Raw genomic sequence first — 14609 nt, 5'->3', positions numbered from 1 at the left:
CAGCCTCCGGGTATTTATTCCCAGGCAGAGCCTGGGAACAAGGCTATAAAAAATAAAAAATAACGAATATGTCTGAATGGATTCTCGAATTCGATCGCACTTCCTACTCCTATCCCTGCGGTTCGCGAGTGGCAATTCAGGGTTTAAATCTAAAAGTCCCCGCTGGCAAACGGTGTGGGCTGATCGGTCAAAATGGCTGTGGCAAAACCACCTTTTTTCTGTTAGCAAATGGCTTGTATCAACCGCAACAGGGAATCATTAGCTGGCAAGGTGAACCCTTTCGCTACGATCGCAAATCTTTGATGCAACTGCGCCAACAAATCGGACTCGTCTTTCAAAATCCCGAACATCAATTAGTAGCTTCGACGGTAGAAGAAGATATTTCCTATGGATTGTACAATTTAGGCTTAAGAGAATCCGAAATTGCTCAACAGGTGCAACAAGCGATCGAGCAATTCGATCTAAGCGAACTCGCCCGCGAACCTATTCACAATCTCAGTTTGGGCCAGAAAAAGCGGGTTTCCATCGCCGATATCATGGTTCTGGAGCCGAAACTGCTGCTGCTAGATGAACCTACCGCCTATCTCGATCCGCGTCACACCCGACAACTGATCGGTTTACTTCAACAAATTCACAGCGCTGGAACTACTATCCTTTTAGCAAGTCACGACCTCGATTTCATCTACCGCTGGGCTGATTGGGTGTTTGTAATGGATCGAGGAAAATTGATTTTAGAAGGAACACCGGAAAGCGTTTTTGCTCAGCGGGATGTCTTGGAACAATTGCAGCTTGGTGTACCGCTGGCGATCGAGCTAATGGAGCAAATAAAGGCGATCGTTGAGAGAGATGGTAGCTCAAAAGTCTTTACTTTTGAGCAGTGGCAACAACAGATTTTACAAGCGCGTCGGCTGCTTTAAAGATTAAGCAGTTGTGTCATCCGCCCGCACAGGAACTTCATAGCGCAACTCCGCAAAGGCTTCTCCATGAACCTTCGCGGATAAAAGTCTTAGCGGGGGTGTTGTGATCGTGCGCGGTAGCAACGGTGCTCCGCTACCAAGTGTCACCGATGCAATTGACACAATTACCTCATCAAGCAACCCACGATCGTAAAATTGACCGACCAGATCGCCACCTCCTACAAGCCAAATATTCTTATTTCCTGCCGCCGCGATCATCTCTTGATGGACAGGTAAGACATCCCCTTGCACAAATCGAATATCTGCACCCTCGATCGCAGGCATAGTCCGAGAGGTAAATACCCAAGCCGGTTGTTCATAAGGCCATGCTTGGGGACGATCGGCACCTTCATCCATCTGATGGGTCAGAATCCATTCATAAGTAGTTGCTCCCATTGCTACTGCCCCTACTTCGCGGATGAAATTAGGATAGCTGTCTCCCGCCTCGCCGAACTGAAACAACCAATCGAGAGAGTTGTGTGAATCAGCAATAAAACCATCTAAGCTGGCGGAGGTGTAATATTGAGTTTTCATTAAAAATAACCTCTAAAATGCCTTTACGGATTAAAAGACAAAACGCATTCTATTGTAGAGCGTTCAAGCGTGCCTTGTCTATAATTTAAAAAAGTGAAAGATAGCGATCGCACTCTTCACCTTATTTGGTGAGGAGATGAACGAGTGACGAGGTGCGATCGTCACCCTAATGGCTAGCAGCTTGGTGTATTGGTGGCGATCGAGCTTATGGAGCAAATCAGGGCGATGTTTCCCCCAGACTAAGCTGTTGTGCATCTAATTTGACAGTCAATTTTTCTACAATTATTGTGGAACGGGCATCCTTCCCGTCTCTGGATTCAATTTAAATGCGTAGCAGCTTATCTCTCAAAAATCCCCGCTTTCGAGCAATGGCAACAATAAATTTTACAAGCACGTCGGTTGCTTTAACGAGACTTAGATAATTGATAATTGGCGTTGCTGATTCACGGGATGAATCACCTTTGAGCGGCAGTTACAAAACTTACCCTCAAGCGGGTTTATAGCAATTGAGAAATCTTGAATTCATACCTCTATTCAGGAACGCCTGGGGGTAAGTTCAGATTACACATTACCAATTAAAAATTGATTTAGGAAAAAAGCGAGCGCCCCACTGCCAATCGGCACAGTGAGATTGTCAATTCCCAGCTTGGAAACCGACTCCAAAGTAGCAGCAACTAAAGCTACGACAGCCGACACAGCCCAAGTTTGCCAAATATTGCCTTGAACCGCCAGCAAAATCAAACTACTAATAGCAAAACTCACCAAATACATAGTTGCAGAACCTTCCCAACTCTTCTGAATTCCCCAAACTCGATAAATATGTTTGCCGTATTTCTGCCCGATGACAGCAGCCAATCCGTCGCCCCAAGTCATGACTAAAATGCCCAAAGCAGCGTATTCCTGACGTTGCAGCGGCCAAAACCAAGCCACGAGAACGCTGATACTAACAGCATAGAAAAAAGTCCCCCAACTCTTGCGGTTGATACTGTTAAGACTCGGCAAAATCGGAACTTGGTAAGAAATTAGGGCGATCGCGCCTGCTAAAACCCCCGCCGAAATCCCCACCCAACCGGGTATTTCCAGCCACCACGCTAGCAAAATCACATTTCCAGTACCGATGTGAACAACCTTCCGCGATACCTCAGCATCGACAGAAGTAAAGCGATTTAACCCCTCAGCTACCAATAAAATCAAGCCCAGCCAGACTCCCACGAGGGAAATTTGCAGCCACACAGTCGGAATTTCAGAAAATATAGACACGATATTTAGGAAAAACTTAGATCGGGCACTGTTTACTACTTTAGTGGAAAGCGCGATCAATGTTAGAACCCCGCAGCCTTAAAGTGCTGCGGGGAGCCGGCTGTTATGTTTTTTGAGGTTGGTCTACTTAAAACCTGTGCTATGCTATAAGCAAGTCTAGGAAAAAAGCTATGACTATTTTAGTAGAAGAACTTTTGAATACCTTTGAGCGATTAACAGACTCAGAGCGGTTAGATTTGGTATTGGAAATTTTGAAACGGACTGTTTATTTAGACTTTCCGCCCCTATCTGATGACGATTTAGTTCTAAATGCTGAGGGACTTTTCCTAGAGCTAGATGAGGAAGAATCCGTATATGAATAGTCCAGAGCGTGGTGAAATCTGGTTAGTCGATCTCGGTTATACTGCGAAAGTCAGACCATGTTTGGTCGTGAGTATTCCTGCTCTAAATCAAGACCGGGCCTTAGCCACTCTAGTGCCACATACAACAAGTCTACGCGGTTCAAGATTTGAGGTGAAAGTCAAAAATAAGTTCCTCCGAGAAGGAGTATTTGACGTACAAAATATGATTACAATTCCTCATGCAAAGCTTCTACGCAAATTGGGAATTCTGACATCCGAGAAAATGCTCGAAGTAGAAAAGGTAATACTTTTGTGGTTGGGATTTAAAGAGGAAAATGCTGAGGAAGAGGAGGAGTAAACCGAACCATTGAAGTTTTGAAATTATCCGAGAAGCTGATTACTATGCAGTATGTCTTAATTATTCATGAAGTAGAAAATTATGAAGCTTGGAAACAGGTATTCGATCGTGCTGAAAGCATCCGAAAAGAAGCTGGCGAGCGCTCCTATCAGGTCTTGAAGTATGACAATGAACCCAACAAAATCGTTCATTTCTCCGCGTGGACATCAACAACAGATGCCAGAGCGTTCTTTGAGTCGCCTGCACTGGTTAAAATTAGAGAGGAAGCGGGAGTTAAAGCTCCTGAATTTATTTATCTAGACCAATTAGAGTCAGGAGTCTTGTGAAAGACATATTTGTATAATGTAAGTTGTTCAAACTAGGTGGTGAAGTTTTGAGTATGTACGACGGTAGCTACTACCAGCTAATGGCCGAGTACAATTGCTGGATGAACCAAAATATATATTCTGTCTGCTCGGCAATTCCTGATGAACAGCGCAAACAGGATATGGGTGCTTTTTTCAAATCGATTCATGGCACTCTGAATCACTTACTGTATGGTGACAAAGCATGGATGGGGCGTTTCACTCTTAACCCATTTTCGGGTACCGTTATCGGGCAAGAACTGTATGCTGAATTTGAGGTTTTGAGAGCCGAACGGGAGACAATGGATCGGCAAATTATAGAATGGTCTAGACACCTTAATTCTGACTGGTTGAGTCAACCCTTTGAGTACACAAGCAATGTAGATAATAAATGCCGCGTGCTACCGACGTGGGTTTTGGTGACACATATGTTCAATCATCAAACTCACCATAGAGGGCAAATTACCACACTACTCAAACAACTTGGCTACAACCCAGGCATTACAGATATTCCGTGGCTACCCGCTATATCAATCGGATAATTTCTTGTTGTAAAGCGACACGCCAGAAGACTCGGCGGTTAAAATCTCGTCTAAACTTGCCTCTGATCCCACCAGAGGGGACTGACGAAAATCAAGAATTGATATCAATTCCGGTTGCACTCAGACCTGATTGTTGACCGAAAGCATCCAGGATACAAGCCCCCGGATTCATCCGTCCAGAAATAAAAAACGTGTATCCGATAAACAAACCCCCGAATTTATCCGTGGGGTCAAGGCTTCAATCTAAAATCTAAAATCTAAAATCTAAAATCTAAAATCGATTGACTGTTGGCTGTTGGCTGTTGACTAAAATTATGCTTTCGGGACAACTGACTGTTTCGACATTTGAACAATACTGATGCAACCGGAAACGATATGAAAGGGGCGATCGAGCCATAAAAATAGCAGGAGAAACTGGCACTCCTGCTAAACCACTACTATTTTGGCGAATTCGCGCCTTGTTACACCGGCACTCCCAAGGGAATACCTTTGTTGTCCACCACAGCGACGGCTTGTCGCAAGGCTGCGGTACGATCGTTCAGGAAATGCTCTGGCGCGATCAGATCCAACAATCCCAACTTCTGCAAGCGCTGCTGAATTTTCGTGCTCGCACCGACAATGTAAACCTGCAAACCCTTATCACAGGCATCGCGGATCGCATTTTCGATCGCCAGCGAAGCCGTCACCCCCAGCATCGGCACAGCACTCAAATCCATCACCAAAGCATCCGCATCCTTCATAGCATTGTGTTCGCGGGAAATCGCCTTCGACAACCCAAAAATCATCGGGCCGCTCAAGCAGAACAGCAACACGCGCCCCTTACCCTGATCCAAGAGTTGCTTCTCCTCCTGACTGAGGAGAACCTCATCATCCGTATCGGAAATTAGCTTCACTCCTGCAGACTGCAAACTACTCAACCGTTCGATAGTCAGGATATTGGCAATAAAGACGCCCACACCCACCGCCACAATCAGATCCACAAACACAGTCAAAAACAGCACCCCGTACATGATCAGGGAACCCTTAACAGATACTTTGTGCGATCTTTTCAGGAAACTCCAGTCAAGGATATCAATCCCCACCTTCAGCGCAATCCCCGCCAACACCGCCATCGGAATCGGTTCAGTTAACTTCGCCGCCCCCAAAACCACCACCAGCAACACCAACGCCCGAGTTAAACCCGACAACGCCGAAGTCGCGCCTGTTTGGATATTGACCACAGTTCCCATCGTTGCCCCGGCGCCCGGTAAGCCACCGCAGATCCCCGACACGATATTGCCAATTCCTTGACCGATCAACTCCTTATCGGACTTGTGCTCGGTCCGCGTCAGACTGTCCGCCACCACCGCTGTCAGCAAGGTATCGATACAGCCCAGCATCCCCAGCATCACCGCATCCACAAACATCACCGTGATTTGACCGGGGGAAAAAGTCGGCAATTGCAAGGGGGGCAGTCCCACCGGAATTGACCCAATCCGGCGAATATCGGTGCCCTGAAACACAGTCATGGAAATTACCGTGCCGACAATCAGCGCTATCAATTGCGGGGGCACAATTTTCTTCAGCTTTTTGGGCATCAGGAAAATAATTGCCACCGTCAAGGCACCGAGAATTGCTTCCGGCGGATTTACGTTGGCCAGCAACTGCGGAATTGCCATAAAAGTGCCCAAAACACCGCCCTTGGGAGGGGCTTGACCCAGAAACGGTGCAATTTGCAGAATGATCAAAATCACGCCAATTCCCGACATAAAGCCGGAAATCACGCTGTAGGGCATCAGGGTGATGTATTTCCCTAGCTTGAAAATACCAAAGATGATTTGAAACAGCCCCGCCAGCATCACAACGGTAAATGCCATTGCTAGCCCTTGTTCGGGATTGCTGGCGGTAAGGGATGCGACGATCGCAGTCATCACCACAGTCATCGGCCCGGTGGGTTCAGAAATCAGTGTTGGGGTGCCACCAAACAGCGCCGCAAAGAAGCCAACGCAAATGGCACCGTACAGTCCCCCGATCGGCCCGACTCCCGAAGCGACCCCGAAGGCGAGGGCAAGGGGCAGCGAGACGATGGCAGCCGTGACACCGCCGAAGATGTCGCCCTTGAGATTATTAAAACGAATCTGATTAGTTATTGACATGAGTGGTGCATTAATAAACTAGACAGAATTTAACAATGCTGACTTTGATTCCTTAACCCCAGTGTCAGGGCAAAAGTTTTTCCTAATCCCCTGACAGATAGCACAAGCAGGGCAGACCCAAGGAAAGGTCTGTAGTCGTGCCCGATCGATGTCAAACTCGTAAATACTTAATTTTTCAGTATTTCTTAATTTCTTAATTTAATGTAAAACGTGTCATATCGAATTTTTATTTTTTGCAAACTCTCGGAACAATCCCCGGCAAGTTCTTGCTCTAGCATAATCTGATCAAATCTCAAGGCCAGACAAAACCCCGTACTCTAATTAAAATTAATATATTATCCGCGGCTGATAATGAATAATTATTATTGATGGTTATTTCATCAACTCTCGCACAAGCTCAAACGCCCTGGGACGCAACTCGACGGGCAGCAACGACAATCCCAAACCCGCCCACATTTTCGCCGCAGAAACCGACTTTCCAGCTCGCACCATCAGGCGTCCTTTTGCAGTTTCACCCACCTCAATCAGTCGCAAACCTAGCGCTAATTGAGTTTCTGCAATCCTTTTGAGCCTGACAGTTTCCAACGTCTCCGACTCAAACTCGTAGCCTGTTAAATAGCGCAATTTATCGCTTAAATACGGAATTGCCCGATCGACTCCTTGCTGTCCTGCGTGAAATCGATACTCCATCAACAGCTCCGGCAAGTAATAGCACTTTTTGCCCGCAATCGCAAGTCTCACCAACAAATCGTTATCTTCGCAATTTTGCAAATTCGGCCGCAGAAATCCTACTTCTTCCAGCGCGCGGCGGCGAAACAAAGTTGCCCCTATTTGCAAACTCTGTCTCAGAAACACTGCCGATAGCAAATCTTCAATAATTCCAGCCGACAACTCGGTGCGCCCCCACCGCTGCGAATTGAGTTTCGTCTGGTTTGCATCAATATAATTGTTAATGTCAATCACCCAGTGATCTGTACTGACAAAATCGATGCTGGGATCTTTATCTAAAATAGCAGATGTCCGCTCTAAAAATTGCGCGCTCAGGCGATCGTCATCGTCAAACTTGATAAAATATTTGCCCCTTGCTGCCGCAAAGCCCGATCGCATATTATTACTTTTGCCGATATTCTGCGGGTGGCGAATGTAACGAATCCCGCGATCGACAAATTCCGACATCAACAAAGGAGTGCTGTCAGTAGAACCGTCATCACAGATAATTAATTCAAAATCTGTATAAGTTTGAGCTAGCACGCTGGCGATCGCACAAGCCAGCAGATGCACTCGATTGTAAGTAGGAATGCAAACGCTAATTTTCGGCACTACGACTATTTTCAATTTTAGATTGTGGAAAAAATTCGCACTTCAGTCCAGGGAAATAAACCACCAATGCCCAATGCCCTATGTATTTTAATTTAAACGAGCCGTACATTCGAGAATTAACTTTTGATTCACCAAAGCAAAAGGTTGAATTTCCAAAGCGCGACGAAAAGCTTGAATAGCATTTAGGTATTCTCCCAAGGCAGCGTAGCACAAACCCAGACCGTGCAACGCCCCAAAATGTACCGGGTTCAGTTTGAGGACAATTTCGCAGTCCTCGATCGACTTTTTATAATTTCCTTGAGTATAGTGAAGTACGGCGCGTCGGTTCCAAGCTTCCGCAAAATCCGGCGCTTCCGCAATCAATTTCGTCAGCAAATCCAAAGCGTGGTGAACATCGCCTGCATCCAGCGAAACTTGCGATCGCCTGAGAATTTGCATCCCATACTCACCCTTCTGGTTAAACCAAGTGCGCCAGAGTTCTGTAGTTGCCCGATCGCGCACGATTTCGTCGGGCTTTTTCAAGTCTTCGAGCAGCGCCTTAACAGATAATTCGTCCATAGGTGCGAAGATTGTTAAAAAGATTTTATCAATTAATTTTATCGCGCAAGCGGCAACTTTATTTATTCCACATCCCATGAAGATTTTGATGCTTTCCTCGACTTTTCCCTATCCGCCAAGCCGCGGAGGAACTCAGGTAAGGACGTTTAATTTATTACAATACTTGAGCCAGCGGCATGAGGTAATTCTCGGCACTGTACGATCGCCCGATGTCACCAATGCACAAATCGACGCATTGCGCCAGCAAGTTGCAGAATTGGCAGTTTTTCCCCATCCGCAGACACCCCCCCAACCCCCCCTTGCTAAGGGGGGGCTAAGACTCCAGCAGGAGACTGAGGAAGGATTTTTACCTCCCCCCCTTAATAAGGGGGGGACTGAGGGGGGGTTCTCTGAAATAATAGGAAAATTCCACAGATTCAGTCGATTTTTGTTGTCCGGGACACCTCCAAACGTACTCTCAAGCTACTCCCAAGCAATGCAGAATTGGGCAGACGAATTGGTAACAGCAGGCAAATGCGATACTGTCACCTGCGAACACAGCGTTAACGAGATTTACGTGCGTCCAGAATGGCGGCAAAAACTGTTGACAGTAGCAAACATTCACAGTTCCGTTTGGGGAACTTGCAGGGAAATGTTAGCAACCGGCACCTCCGAAAAACCCCTGCGCGATCGACTAAATTTACCCCTACTCGCCCGCTACGAAAAACGCTACTGTGCCAAATTCTCCCGCATTGTCGCGACAACATCCACAGACAGAGAGCAACTCCTCGAATTACTGTTGCCTCCGGTTCGAGTGCGAGGAAAACAAGATTTTTTTGTACCTCCCATAGATGTAATTCCTAACGGCGTGGATTTAACTCAATTTCCCTATCGATCGATCGATCCGGGAGGACACACCTTAATTTTTGCAGGCGCAATGAACAATTTGCCCAATATTGACGCGGCGAGGTTTCTCAGTTTGCAAATAATGCCGCCTTTGCAGCAGCGGTATCCCGATGCTACCCTCATCCTAGTCGGGGCTTCGCCAGTCCCGGAAGTGATCGCCTTGGGGGAACTTCCGGGAATTCAAGTAGTAGGTCGGGTGCAAAGGGTGGCAGAATATTTGCATCAAGCTGCTGTTTGTGTGGTGCCAATGCGGATTGGTTTTGGGATTAAAAATAAAACTTTGGAGGCGATGGCTGCGGGAACTCCCGTGGTTGCTAGCGATCGAGGTTTGGAGGGTTTAGTCGTCGATGGCGGCCCACAACCGACAAGGGCCTTGCGGGCGAACGAAGTTCACGAGTATGTTGAGGCGATCGCCAGTTTGTTTGAAAATCAGCAGCTAAGACAGGAGATCTCTGTCAACGCTCGATCGCTCGTTGACAGCCAATACACTTGGGATATCATAGGTCGGCAGTACGATCGGCTATTGCAATTTTAAACTCTAAATTCTAAAATCTAAATTCTAAAATGGCATGATGGAACACAAAATTAACCCCTCAAAAAATCGAGCCAAACCCCCAGAAAATCCCAAAGTTGCTCCTCCCCCGACAAGACGCCGTCGCCAAACCCGACGCCCCAAAAATCTTCAAGAGTCCCAGCGTCCAATACCTACTCCCCGAACTCGCGCCAGATATCCCTGGAAAAGACTGATAACTAATTTGACAGCCCTCAGCGTCTTGTGTGGCTGTGCAGCTTTAATGGGAGGCGGCGCTTGGCTGAGTTATCAGCTAATTGTCGATCCCAATGGCAACAAGTTGATCTCTCAGTTTGTGCCGGAATGGTCGCGCCTGCCTACAGGTAGTAGAGATTCGATCCAAACTCTCGATCAAATCAAAGCCAGCATCCGCAAATTGGGATTCGTAACCGGAGAAGCCCTGCCGCTTCCCGTCGATCAATCCCGCGATAATTCTATTTCCGATTTGCTATTGCCGGTAATGGTAGAAAGAACTGTTAAGGCTTCTACTGTTTGCAAAAATCCTTGTCGTCAAATTGTCGAACTTCGGGTGTACAAGCGGGTGCAGCTTCCCGATCGCAGTTCCGATAAAGAGCAGTATTTTCAGCTAGCAAGTTCTGTGAATCTAGAAGGCCCTGCGGAATCTTTTGTCATTGCTTCTTTAGCTGACTCTACATCTAACAATCAAGCCTCCAATCAGTCCCTACCCCTAACAGAACTGCGGCGATTTGACGGAAAGCCCCCCGCCTCCGGCATTTGGTTTAATGTCAGTGGTCAACTAAAGCAGGGCGAAAAGAAAATTCCCTACGGACAAGTCGTTCGCTACAACCCCAGCCAAAATCATTTAATGCCGCTGTTGGAGTGGGCCAGTGCGGCTGGACAACCGCCGAATTGGCAGCAAATTGTTAAGGGCGAAAACCCGCAGTTGGCGATCGACCAAACAGTTGGTTTAGAGCCACAATTTACCCTTTATCAAATTGGCCCGCGCAAATTTTTGCCCAACCCAGTTCAGTTAACCGCGATTTCTTTAGAAGAATTTGCCTTCAATGACGAGACTTACAAAAATGGGCTGCGACTTGCCAAAAGCGGTCTGTGGTCTCCAGCATTAAATGTCATGCGTGTGGCGAAGGGGAAAGCTGGCAAAAATTGGCCGGCTGTCGCGCAAGCTCAGCTAGAAACGATCGAATTTCACGCTAAAATTACTCGTGCTCAGGCGATCGCATCTTGGGCCAGTCCCGGTCAACAAGTTCTCGCAGAATTGATCGACGGCCGCTGGAGTGAAGCTTTGCAAGTATTTGAAGCCGATCCGAGTAACAGTCACGAAATAGCCACCACCCTCAAAAATGACAGCGGGCGGATCTGGAACCGCATCGATGCAGCCTTGAGAGTAAATGCCGCTGACGCCGATGTCAAGGCTTGGGGCGCCCTGATTGTAGCGTCTCAAGACGGAACTCGTGAGGCGATGAATTGGCTCGACCAGCAATCAGATACTGACAGCGAAACAAGAACTCGAATTCGGAATTTGGTCAACAAACTTCAGGAAGCAGTTTCTCAGGCGGAAAGTTTAGAAGACCACAAGAGTCAAATTATGGGTTCTGCTACTTTAATTAACAGTGTCAATCCCGCTGAGTGGCTGGAACCAGAACCGAACAATGAGTTAAAATTGGCAGGAGAACAAGTTTGGTATCAGGTGCAGGTAGCGAGTTTTTACGACGGTAGCCGCTGGGTTAATTCACCATTTTCTGATGTAGAAGTGAGCTCTTTTCCTGCTACCCAAGTCAAGTGGCTCTGGGGGCGGCTAGGATTACAGGCTGACCCCAAGATTAAAATTGAGGTAGCGATGGCTAACGGTCAACAAAGAGTTGCTGTGGGAACGGTGAAAGCAGTGCAGATTCAAGACGGAAGTCTGCGCTTGCTGGCGGCGGTTGACAAGCGATCGTAATCTGGTCGAAAGCATTCGGCAGATATAGCCATCCTCGCATCATTTGTGAATTTCTTACTCCCTCCCCTTGATAAGGGGAGGGTTGGGGTGGGGTAAAAAATTTACGACTCCTGCAAGGATTGCTATAGAACACTCCCGGAGACACTCTTGACACAAAGAAACCGGGGTTTTTTACCATTTCTGCCGATCGCAACAGAAGTATTTTCGTAAAAAAACCCGGCTTCCTTCCACCTGTACGTCCAAAACTAGGAAAAAGGAAAATTATTTCTTTTGCCCCTCCCGCAACTACGAAAGCAGCGCAATCTCAAAACTCTTACCCTTACTCCTCTCGAACTCGGACAACAATGCAGACAAAAATTTTGTTAATTTAATTAATTAACACAACCTGTGCATAAAAAACCCAGAGATGTCAAATCGCGCCCTTTTTAGAGAGTGCTGCAATCATCTGCCGTTTCACTGCTTTAGCCCAAAGCTCAAACTCCAAACTGTTGATATTCTGAATTTTCACTTCCTCAACAGGCTGAGTTGGGGCTTCTTTCTGTGCTGTAGTCTCCATTGTTTTTTCCCTCGTCAAAAAAATGTTAGTAGTCGATCGCAAACGGTTAGCATCATACATCTATTTTAATAACTAATTCTGGCAATTAATTACACTAAAGGCATAGAATTTAACCATCAAATGCAGTAAATACATCTAGATTATGCAATTTACGAATTTAATGTAAGAAAGCCCTACAACCATTGTTATATATAGGCTTTTCCTGACATTAAAATTTTACAATTTACATTGTATGGCACTATCAAACCAATGATTATGTTAGTAAACTTATTTTTAAATGAATGTATTGGCATATACAGCAGAAAATAATTTGATTGAATTCACATAGTGCCGTAAAGTCGATCGCCCGCATCTCCCAGTCCAGGTACAATATAGCCGTGCTCGTCCAAACACTCGTCAACAGCAGCCGTATAAATCTGCACGTCAGGGTGTTGTTCGTGAAAGTGCCCCACTCCCTCCGGCGCTGCCAGCAAGCACAAAAATTTAATAGACTTCGGATTAACTTCTTTCAGCCTATCCACTGCCGCCACTGCTGAATTACCAGTAGCCAGCATCGGATCGACAATTAAAACATCTCGCTGTTCGATATCCTGGGGAACTTTGAAATAATATTCAATCACCATCCGAGTTGTCGGATCGCGGTACAAACCAATATGTCCTACCCTCGCAGACGGAATCAGCTCTAAAATACTATCTAACAGTCCCTGACCAGCGCGCATAATCGAAATAATCACAATTTTCTTTTCTGCAGCCAGCACAGGTGCATTCATTTTGGCGATCGGCGTTTCTATTAGTTCGTATTTTAGCGGCAAATCTCTCGTCACTTCATAGGCTAGCAGCATTCCAATCTCTTTCAGCAGTTGGCGAAATTTCGCCGTGCTCGTTTGAGTTTGCCGCATGAGAGTTAACTTGTGCTGTATCAAAGGATGGTCGATGACAGTAACTTTAGCACTCATTTTTTTGAATAATTAATTTGCTTAATTCTAACTTATCAGCCATTGAGGCATTCTTGACGCGAAAAAAACCCGGTCTCTGCCCCCCTTCCCTCCAGGAATACTTATATCAAGCCCCTATTAAAAACACGAATGCGCGCATAAAATTCGCTCCGACAATTGCCTTTCATCCGCCCAGTGCGACACTAAGTATGCGAGGTTTGAAAATACGCAAATATGTCATTATCTCGTTTCCTCTCTTTCCCGCACTCTTCCTAAGAACGCAGATCCGGGTTCAAAAGCCTCCCCACTGGTTTCGCTGTCTCGCACTCCATCCCAACCCAATAACACAGATCCGGAGTTTCGCACCGAAATCTTCCGGAACTTTTACCAACAGATATGAATCTTAAGAAGTATCAACATAAAACCTATTTTTTCGATTAATTCACTAATCGAAAAAACCTGAATAGGAACTGCACATGAGGTTATAAGCTTGGCTTGACTGGCTTTTCATCTTGCAACATGAAGGCGGCAATATCCAAGTTGAAAACAGATTACCTAAATTCAGTTCTATTTTTTTAGGGTGCTCCTAACACACCACTGAACTTATTAAGGAGAACATCCATGAAGTTTGTAAAACTATTGCTAGCTACGGCATTAATGACTGCTTCTATCAGCCCCACCTTGGCTAATCCGGCGGCCGTTCAAATTTTAGGTGCAAGCTACGGCGGTAGCGGTTGCCCCGATCGCTCCGCCAGCGTCAGCGTCAGCCCCGACGGTCAAGAACTCACCATCCTATTTGACAAGTTTGCAGCCCTGGGAAATGTCTCAACAGAAAGCCGGAAAAGCTGCAATCTGAGCATTCCCATCAAAGTACCCCAAGGCTACCAAATTTCTATCTACGATGCTGATTACCGCGGCTACGTCGCTCCTAAAACCACAGGCAACCTGCGGGCAGAATACTTTTTCGCTGGCGCCCGTGGCCCAGTTTTTAATCGGAATCTCAGCGGCGAAACTAACTACAATGTTCGAGATAGCTTAGCCACTGTAGCTAATGTTTGGTCTCGCTGCGGCGACAGTGTAAATATGAGAGTAAATGCTTCGATGACAGCCCGCGGTGCCGGCATGGCCACCGTTGACTCCTTCGATTTGGCCCATCGCGGTTTAGTTTATCACGTCAAATATCGCACTTGTCGCTAAGCAGCTTGTTGGGAGTGTAGTGTGAGGTATTGTTTTCAGGTTTGAATTTTGAATTTTAAGTTGGAAGAGGGAATCATTTTCCCTCTTCCTTCTTGCTTCTTCCCTCTTGCTTTTTCCCTCTTCCCTCTTCCCTTTTCCTTCTTCCTGACATCCGTTACATCTGATATCTTGCACCATTGTCAGCAACAGGCAAGAT

At 46.4% G+C, this 14609-nt stretch carries 16 protein-coding genes; 8 read left to right on the top strand and 8 right to left on the bottom strand.

Annotation, left to right across the window (positions count from 1 at the left end; all coding sequences use genetic code 11):
• Positions 1–68: 68 nt before the first annotated feature.
• Positions 69–917 (top strand): ABC transporter ATP-binding protein, encoded by an 849-nt coding sequence (locus Q5691_RS13560; RefSeq protein ID WP_333345206.1) that lies wholly within the window; start codon positions 69–71, stop codon positions 915–917.
• A 3-nt stretch (positions 918–920) separates the two neighbouring features.
• Here the strand turns inward: Q5691_RS13560 and Q5691_RS13555 are convergent, their stop codons facing one another.
• The 3 genes from Q5691_RS13555 to Q5691_RS13545 all read right to left on the bottom strand — a co-directional run bounded on the left by Q5691_RS13555 (position 921) and on the right by Q5691_RS13545 (position 2750).
• Positions 921–1490 (bottom strand): dihydrofolate reductase family protein, encoded by a 570-nt coding sequence (locus Q5691_RS13555; RefSeq protein WP_333308922.1) that lies wholly within the window; start codon positions 1488–1490, stop codon positions 921–923.
• Positions 1491–1568: 78 nt separating this feature from the next.
• Positions 1569–1745, bottom strand: coding sequence for a hypothetical protein (locus Q5691_RS13550; RefSeq protein WP_333216521.1), 177 nt, complete (start codon positions 1743–1745; stop codon positions 1569–1571).
• A 306-nt stretch (positions 1746–2051) separates the two neighbouring features.
• Positions 2052–2750 (bottom strand): diacylglycerol/polyprenol kinase family protein, encoded by a 699-nt coding sequence (locus tag Q5691_RS13545; protein ID WP_445304756.1) that lies wholly within the window; start codon positions 2748–2750, stop codon positions 2052–2054.
• Positions 2751–2920: 170 nt separating this feature from the next.
• Between Q5691_RS13545 and Q5691_RS13540 the strand changes: the two genes are divergently transcribed.
• From Q5691_RS13540 to Q5691_RS13525, 4 genes are read left to right on the top strand one after another with little or no spacing between them, the layout of a single operon-like run.
• Entirely contained in the window at positions 2921–3112 is a 192-nt protein-coding gene (locus Q5691_RS13540) for a hypothetical protein (protein ID WP_333144515.1), read from the top strand.
• Positions 3105–3449 (top strand): type II toxin-antitoxin system PemK/MazF family toxin, encoded by a 345-nt coding sequence (locus Q5691_RS13535; RefSeq protein ID WP_333308920.1) that lies wholly within the window; start codon positions 3105–3107, stop codon positions 3447–3449. The genes Q5691_RS13540 and Q5691_RS13535 overlap by 8 nt, the downstream gene beginning before the upstream one ends.
• Positions 3450–3493: 44 nt before the next feature.
• Positions 3494–3775, top strand: a complete 282-nt coding sequence (locus Q5691_RS13530) for an antibiotic biosynthesis monooxygenase (RefSeq protein ID WP_333216526.1) — start codon at positions 3494–3496, stop codon at positions 3773–3775.
• Positions 3776–3828: 53 nt separating this feature from the next.
• Positions 3829–4335, top strand: a complete 507-nt coding sequence (locus tag Q5691_RS13525) for a DinB family protein (RefSeq protein ID WP_333345204.1) — start codon at positions 3829–3831, stop codon at positions 4333–4335.
• A 461-nt stretch (positions 4336–4796) separates the two neighbouring features.
• On the opposite strand, the gene bicA is transcribed toward Q5691_RS13525, so the two are convergent.
• The 3 genes from bicA to Q5691_RS13510 all read right to left on the bottom strand — a co-directional run bounded on the left by bicA (position 4797) and on the right by Q5691_RS13510 (position 8348).
• On the bottom strand, positions 4797–6470 hold the full coding sequence (gene bicA, locus Q5691_RS13520; RefSeq protein ID WP_333216530.1) for a bicarbonate transporter BicA: 1674 nt from the start codon (positions 6468–6470) through the stop codon (positions 4797–4799).
• A 372-nt stretch (positions 6471–6842) separates the two neighbouring features.
• Positions 6843–7790, bottom strand: a complete 948-nt coding sequence (locus Q5691_RS13515; RefSeq protein WP_333345234.1) for a glycosyltransferase — start codon at positions 7788–7790, stop codon at positions 6843–6845.
• A gap of 87 nt (positions 7791–7877) precedes the next feature.
• Positions 7878–8348 (bottom strand): tetratricopeptide repeat protein, encoded by a 471-nt coding sequence (locus tag Q5691_RS13510; protein ID WP_333216533.1) that lies wholly within the window; start codon positions 8346–8348, stop codon positions 7878–7880.
• A gap of 76 nt (positions 8349–8424) precedes the next feature.
• Here Q5691_RS13510 and Q5691_RS13505 point away from each other — a divergent pair, with 76 nt between their 5' ends.
• Positions 8425–9768 carry a glycosyltransferase family 4 protein gene (locus Q5691_RS13505; protein ID WP_333308915.1) on the top strand — a complete coding sequence of 448 codons (1344 nt, stop codon included), beginning with the start codon at positions 8425–8427 and terminating at the stop codon, positions 9766–9768.
• Positions 9769–9802: 34 nt separating this feature from the next.
• Positions 9803–11725 (top strand): hypothetical protein, encoded by a 1923-nt coding sequence (locus Q5691_RS13500; RefSeq protein ID WP_333216537.1) that lies wholly within the window; start codon positions 9803–9805, stop codon positions 11723–11725.
• Between the two features lie 409 nt (positions 11726–12134).
• On the opposite strand, the gene Q5691_RS13495 is transcribed toward Q5691_RS13500, so the two are convergent.
• Both Q5691_RS13495 and upp read right to left on the bottom strand, forming a co-directional pair.
• Positions 12135–12341 carry a hypothetical protein gene (locus Q5691_RS13495; protein ID WP_333207029.1) on the bottom strand — a complete coding sequence of 69 codons (207 nt, stop codon included), beginning with the start codon at positions 12339–12341 and terminating at the stop codon, positions 12135–12137.
• A gap of 260 nt (positions 12342–12601) precedes the next feature.
• Positions 12602–13237, bottom strand: a complete 636-nt coding sequence (upp, locus tag Q5691_RS13490; RefSeq protein WP_333214988.1) for a uracil phosphoribosyltransferase — start codon at positions 13235–13237, stop codon at positions 12602–12604.
• A 600-nt stretch (positions 13238–13837) separates the two neighbouring features.
• Here upp and Q5691_RS13485 point away from each other — a divergent pair.
• Positions 13838–14413, top strand: coding sequence for a DUF4360 domain-containing protein (locus Q5691_RS13485; RefSeq protein WP_333214990.1), 576 nt, complete (start codon positions 13838–13840; stop codon positions 14411–14413).
• Positions 14414–14609: the final 196 nt, after the last annotated feature.

It is taken from the genome of Microcoleus sp. w1-18aA5 (assembly GCF_036701705.1).
Classification (GTDB): domain Bacteria; phylum Cyanobacteriota; class Cyanobacteriia; order Cyanobacteriales; family Microcoleaceae; genus Microcoleus.
This window is presented reverse-complemented; position numbering and strand designations above follow the sequence as displayed.

Excerpts from the sequence above, each read along its gene's own strand:
- Q5691_RS13560 (WP_333345206.1), top strand. The coding sequence starts at position 69 with ATGTCTGAATGGATTCTCGAATTCGATCGCACTTCCTACTCCTATCCC.
- Q5691_RS13555 (WP_333308922.1), bottom strand. The coding sequence starts at position 1,490 with ATGAAAACTCAATATTACACCTCCGCCAGCTTAGATGGTTTTATTGCT.
- Q5691_RS13550 (WP_333216521.1), bottom strand. The coding sequence starts at position 1,745 with ATGCACAACAGCTTAGTCTGGGGGAAACATCGCCCTGATTTGCTCCAT.
- Q5691_RS13540 (WP_333144515.1), top strand. The coding sequence starts at position 2,921 with ATGACTATTTTAGTAGAAGAACTTTTGAATACCTTTGAGCGATTAACA.
- Q5691_RS13535 (WP_333308920.1), top strand. The coding sequence starts at position 3,105 with ATGAATAGTCCAGAGCGTGGTGAAATCTGGTTAGTCGATCTCGGTTAT.
- Q5691_RS13530 (WP_333216526.1), top strand. The coding sequence starts at position 3,494 with ATGCAGTATGTCTTAATTATTCATGAAGTAGAAAATTATGAAGCTTGG.
- Q5691_RS13525 (WP_333345204.1), top strand. The coding sequence starts at position 3,829 with ATGTACGACGGTAGCTACTACCAGCTAATGGCCGAGTACAATTGCTGG.
- bicA (WP_333216530.1), bottom strand. The coding sequence starts at position 6,470 with ATGTCAATAACTAATCAGATTCGTTTTAATAATCTCAAGGGCGACATC.
- Q5691_RS13510 (WP_333216533.1), bottom strand. The coding sequence starts at position 8,348 with ATGGACGAATTATCTGTTAAGGCGCTGCTCGAAGACTTGAAAAAGCCC.
- Q5691_RS13505 (WP_333308915.1), top strand. The coding sequence starts at position 8,425 with ATGAAGATTTTGATGCTTTCCTCGACTTTTCCCTATCCGCCAAGCCGC.
- Q5691_RS13500 (WP_333216537.1), top strand. The coding sequence starts at position 9,803 with ATGATGGAACACAAAATTAACCCCTCAAAAAATCGAGCCAAACCCCCA.
- Q5691_RS13495 (WP_333207029.1), bottom strand. The coding sequence starts at position 12,341 with ATGTATGATGCTAACCGTTTGCGATCGACTACTAACATTTTTTTGACG.
- upp (WP_333214988.1), bottom strand. The coding sequence starts at position 13,237 with ATGAGTGCTAAAGTTACTGTCATCGACCATCCTTTGATACAGCACAAG.
- Q5691_RS13485 (WP_333214990.1), top strand. The coding sequence starts at position 13,838 with ATGAAGTTTGTAAAACTATTGCTAGCTACGGCATTAATGACTGCTTCT.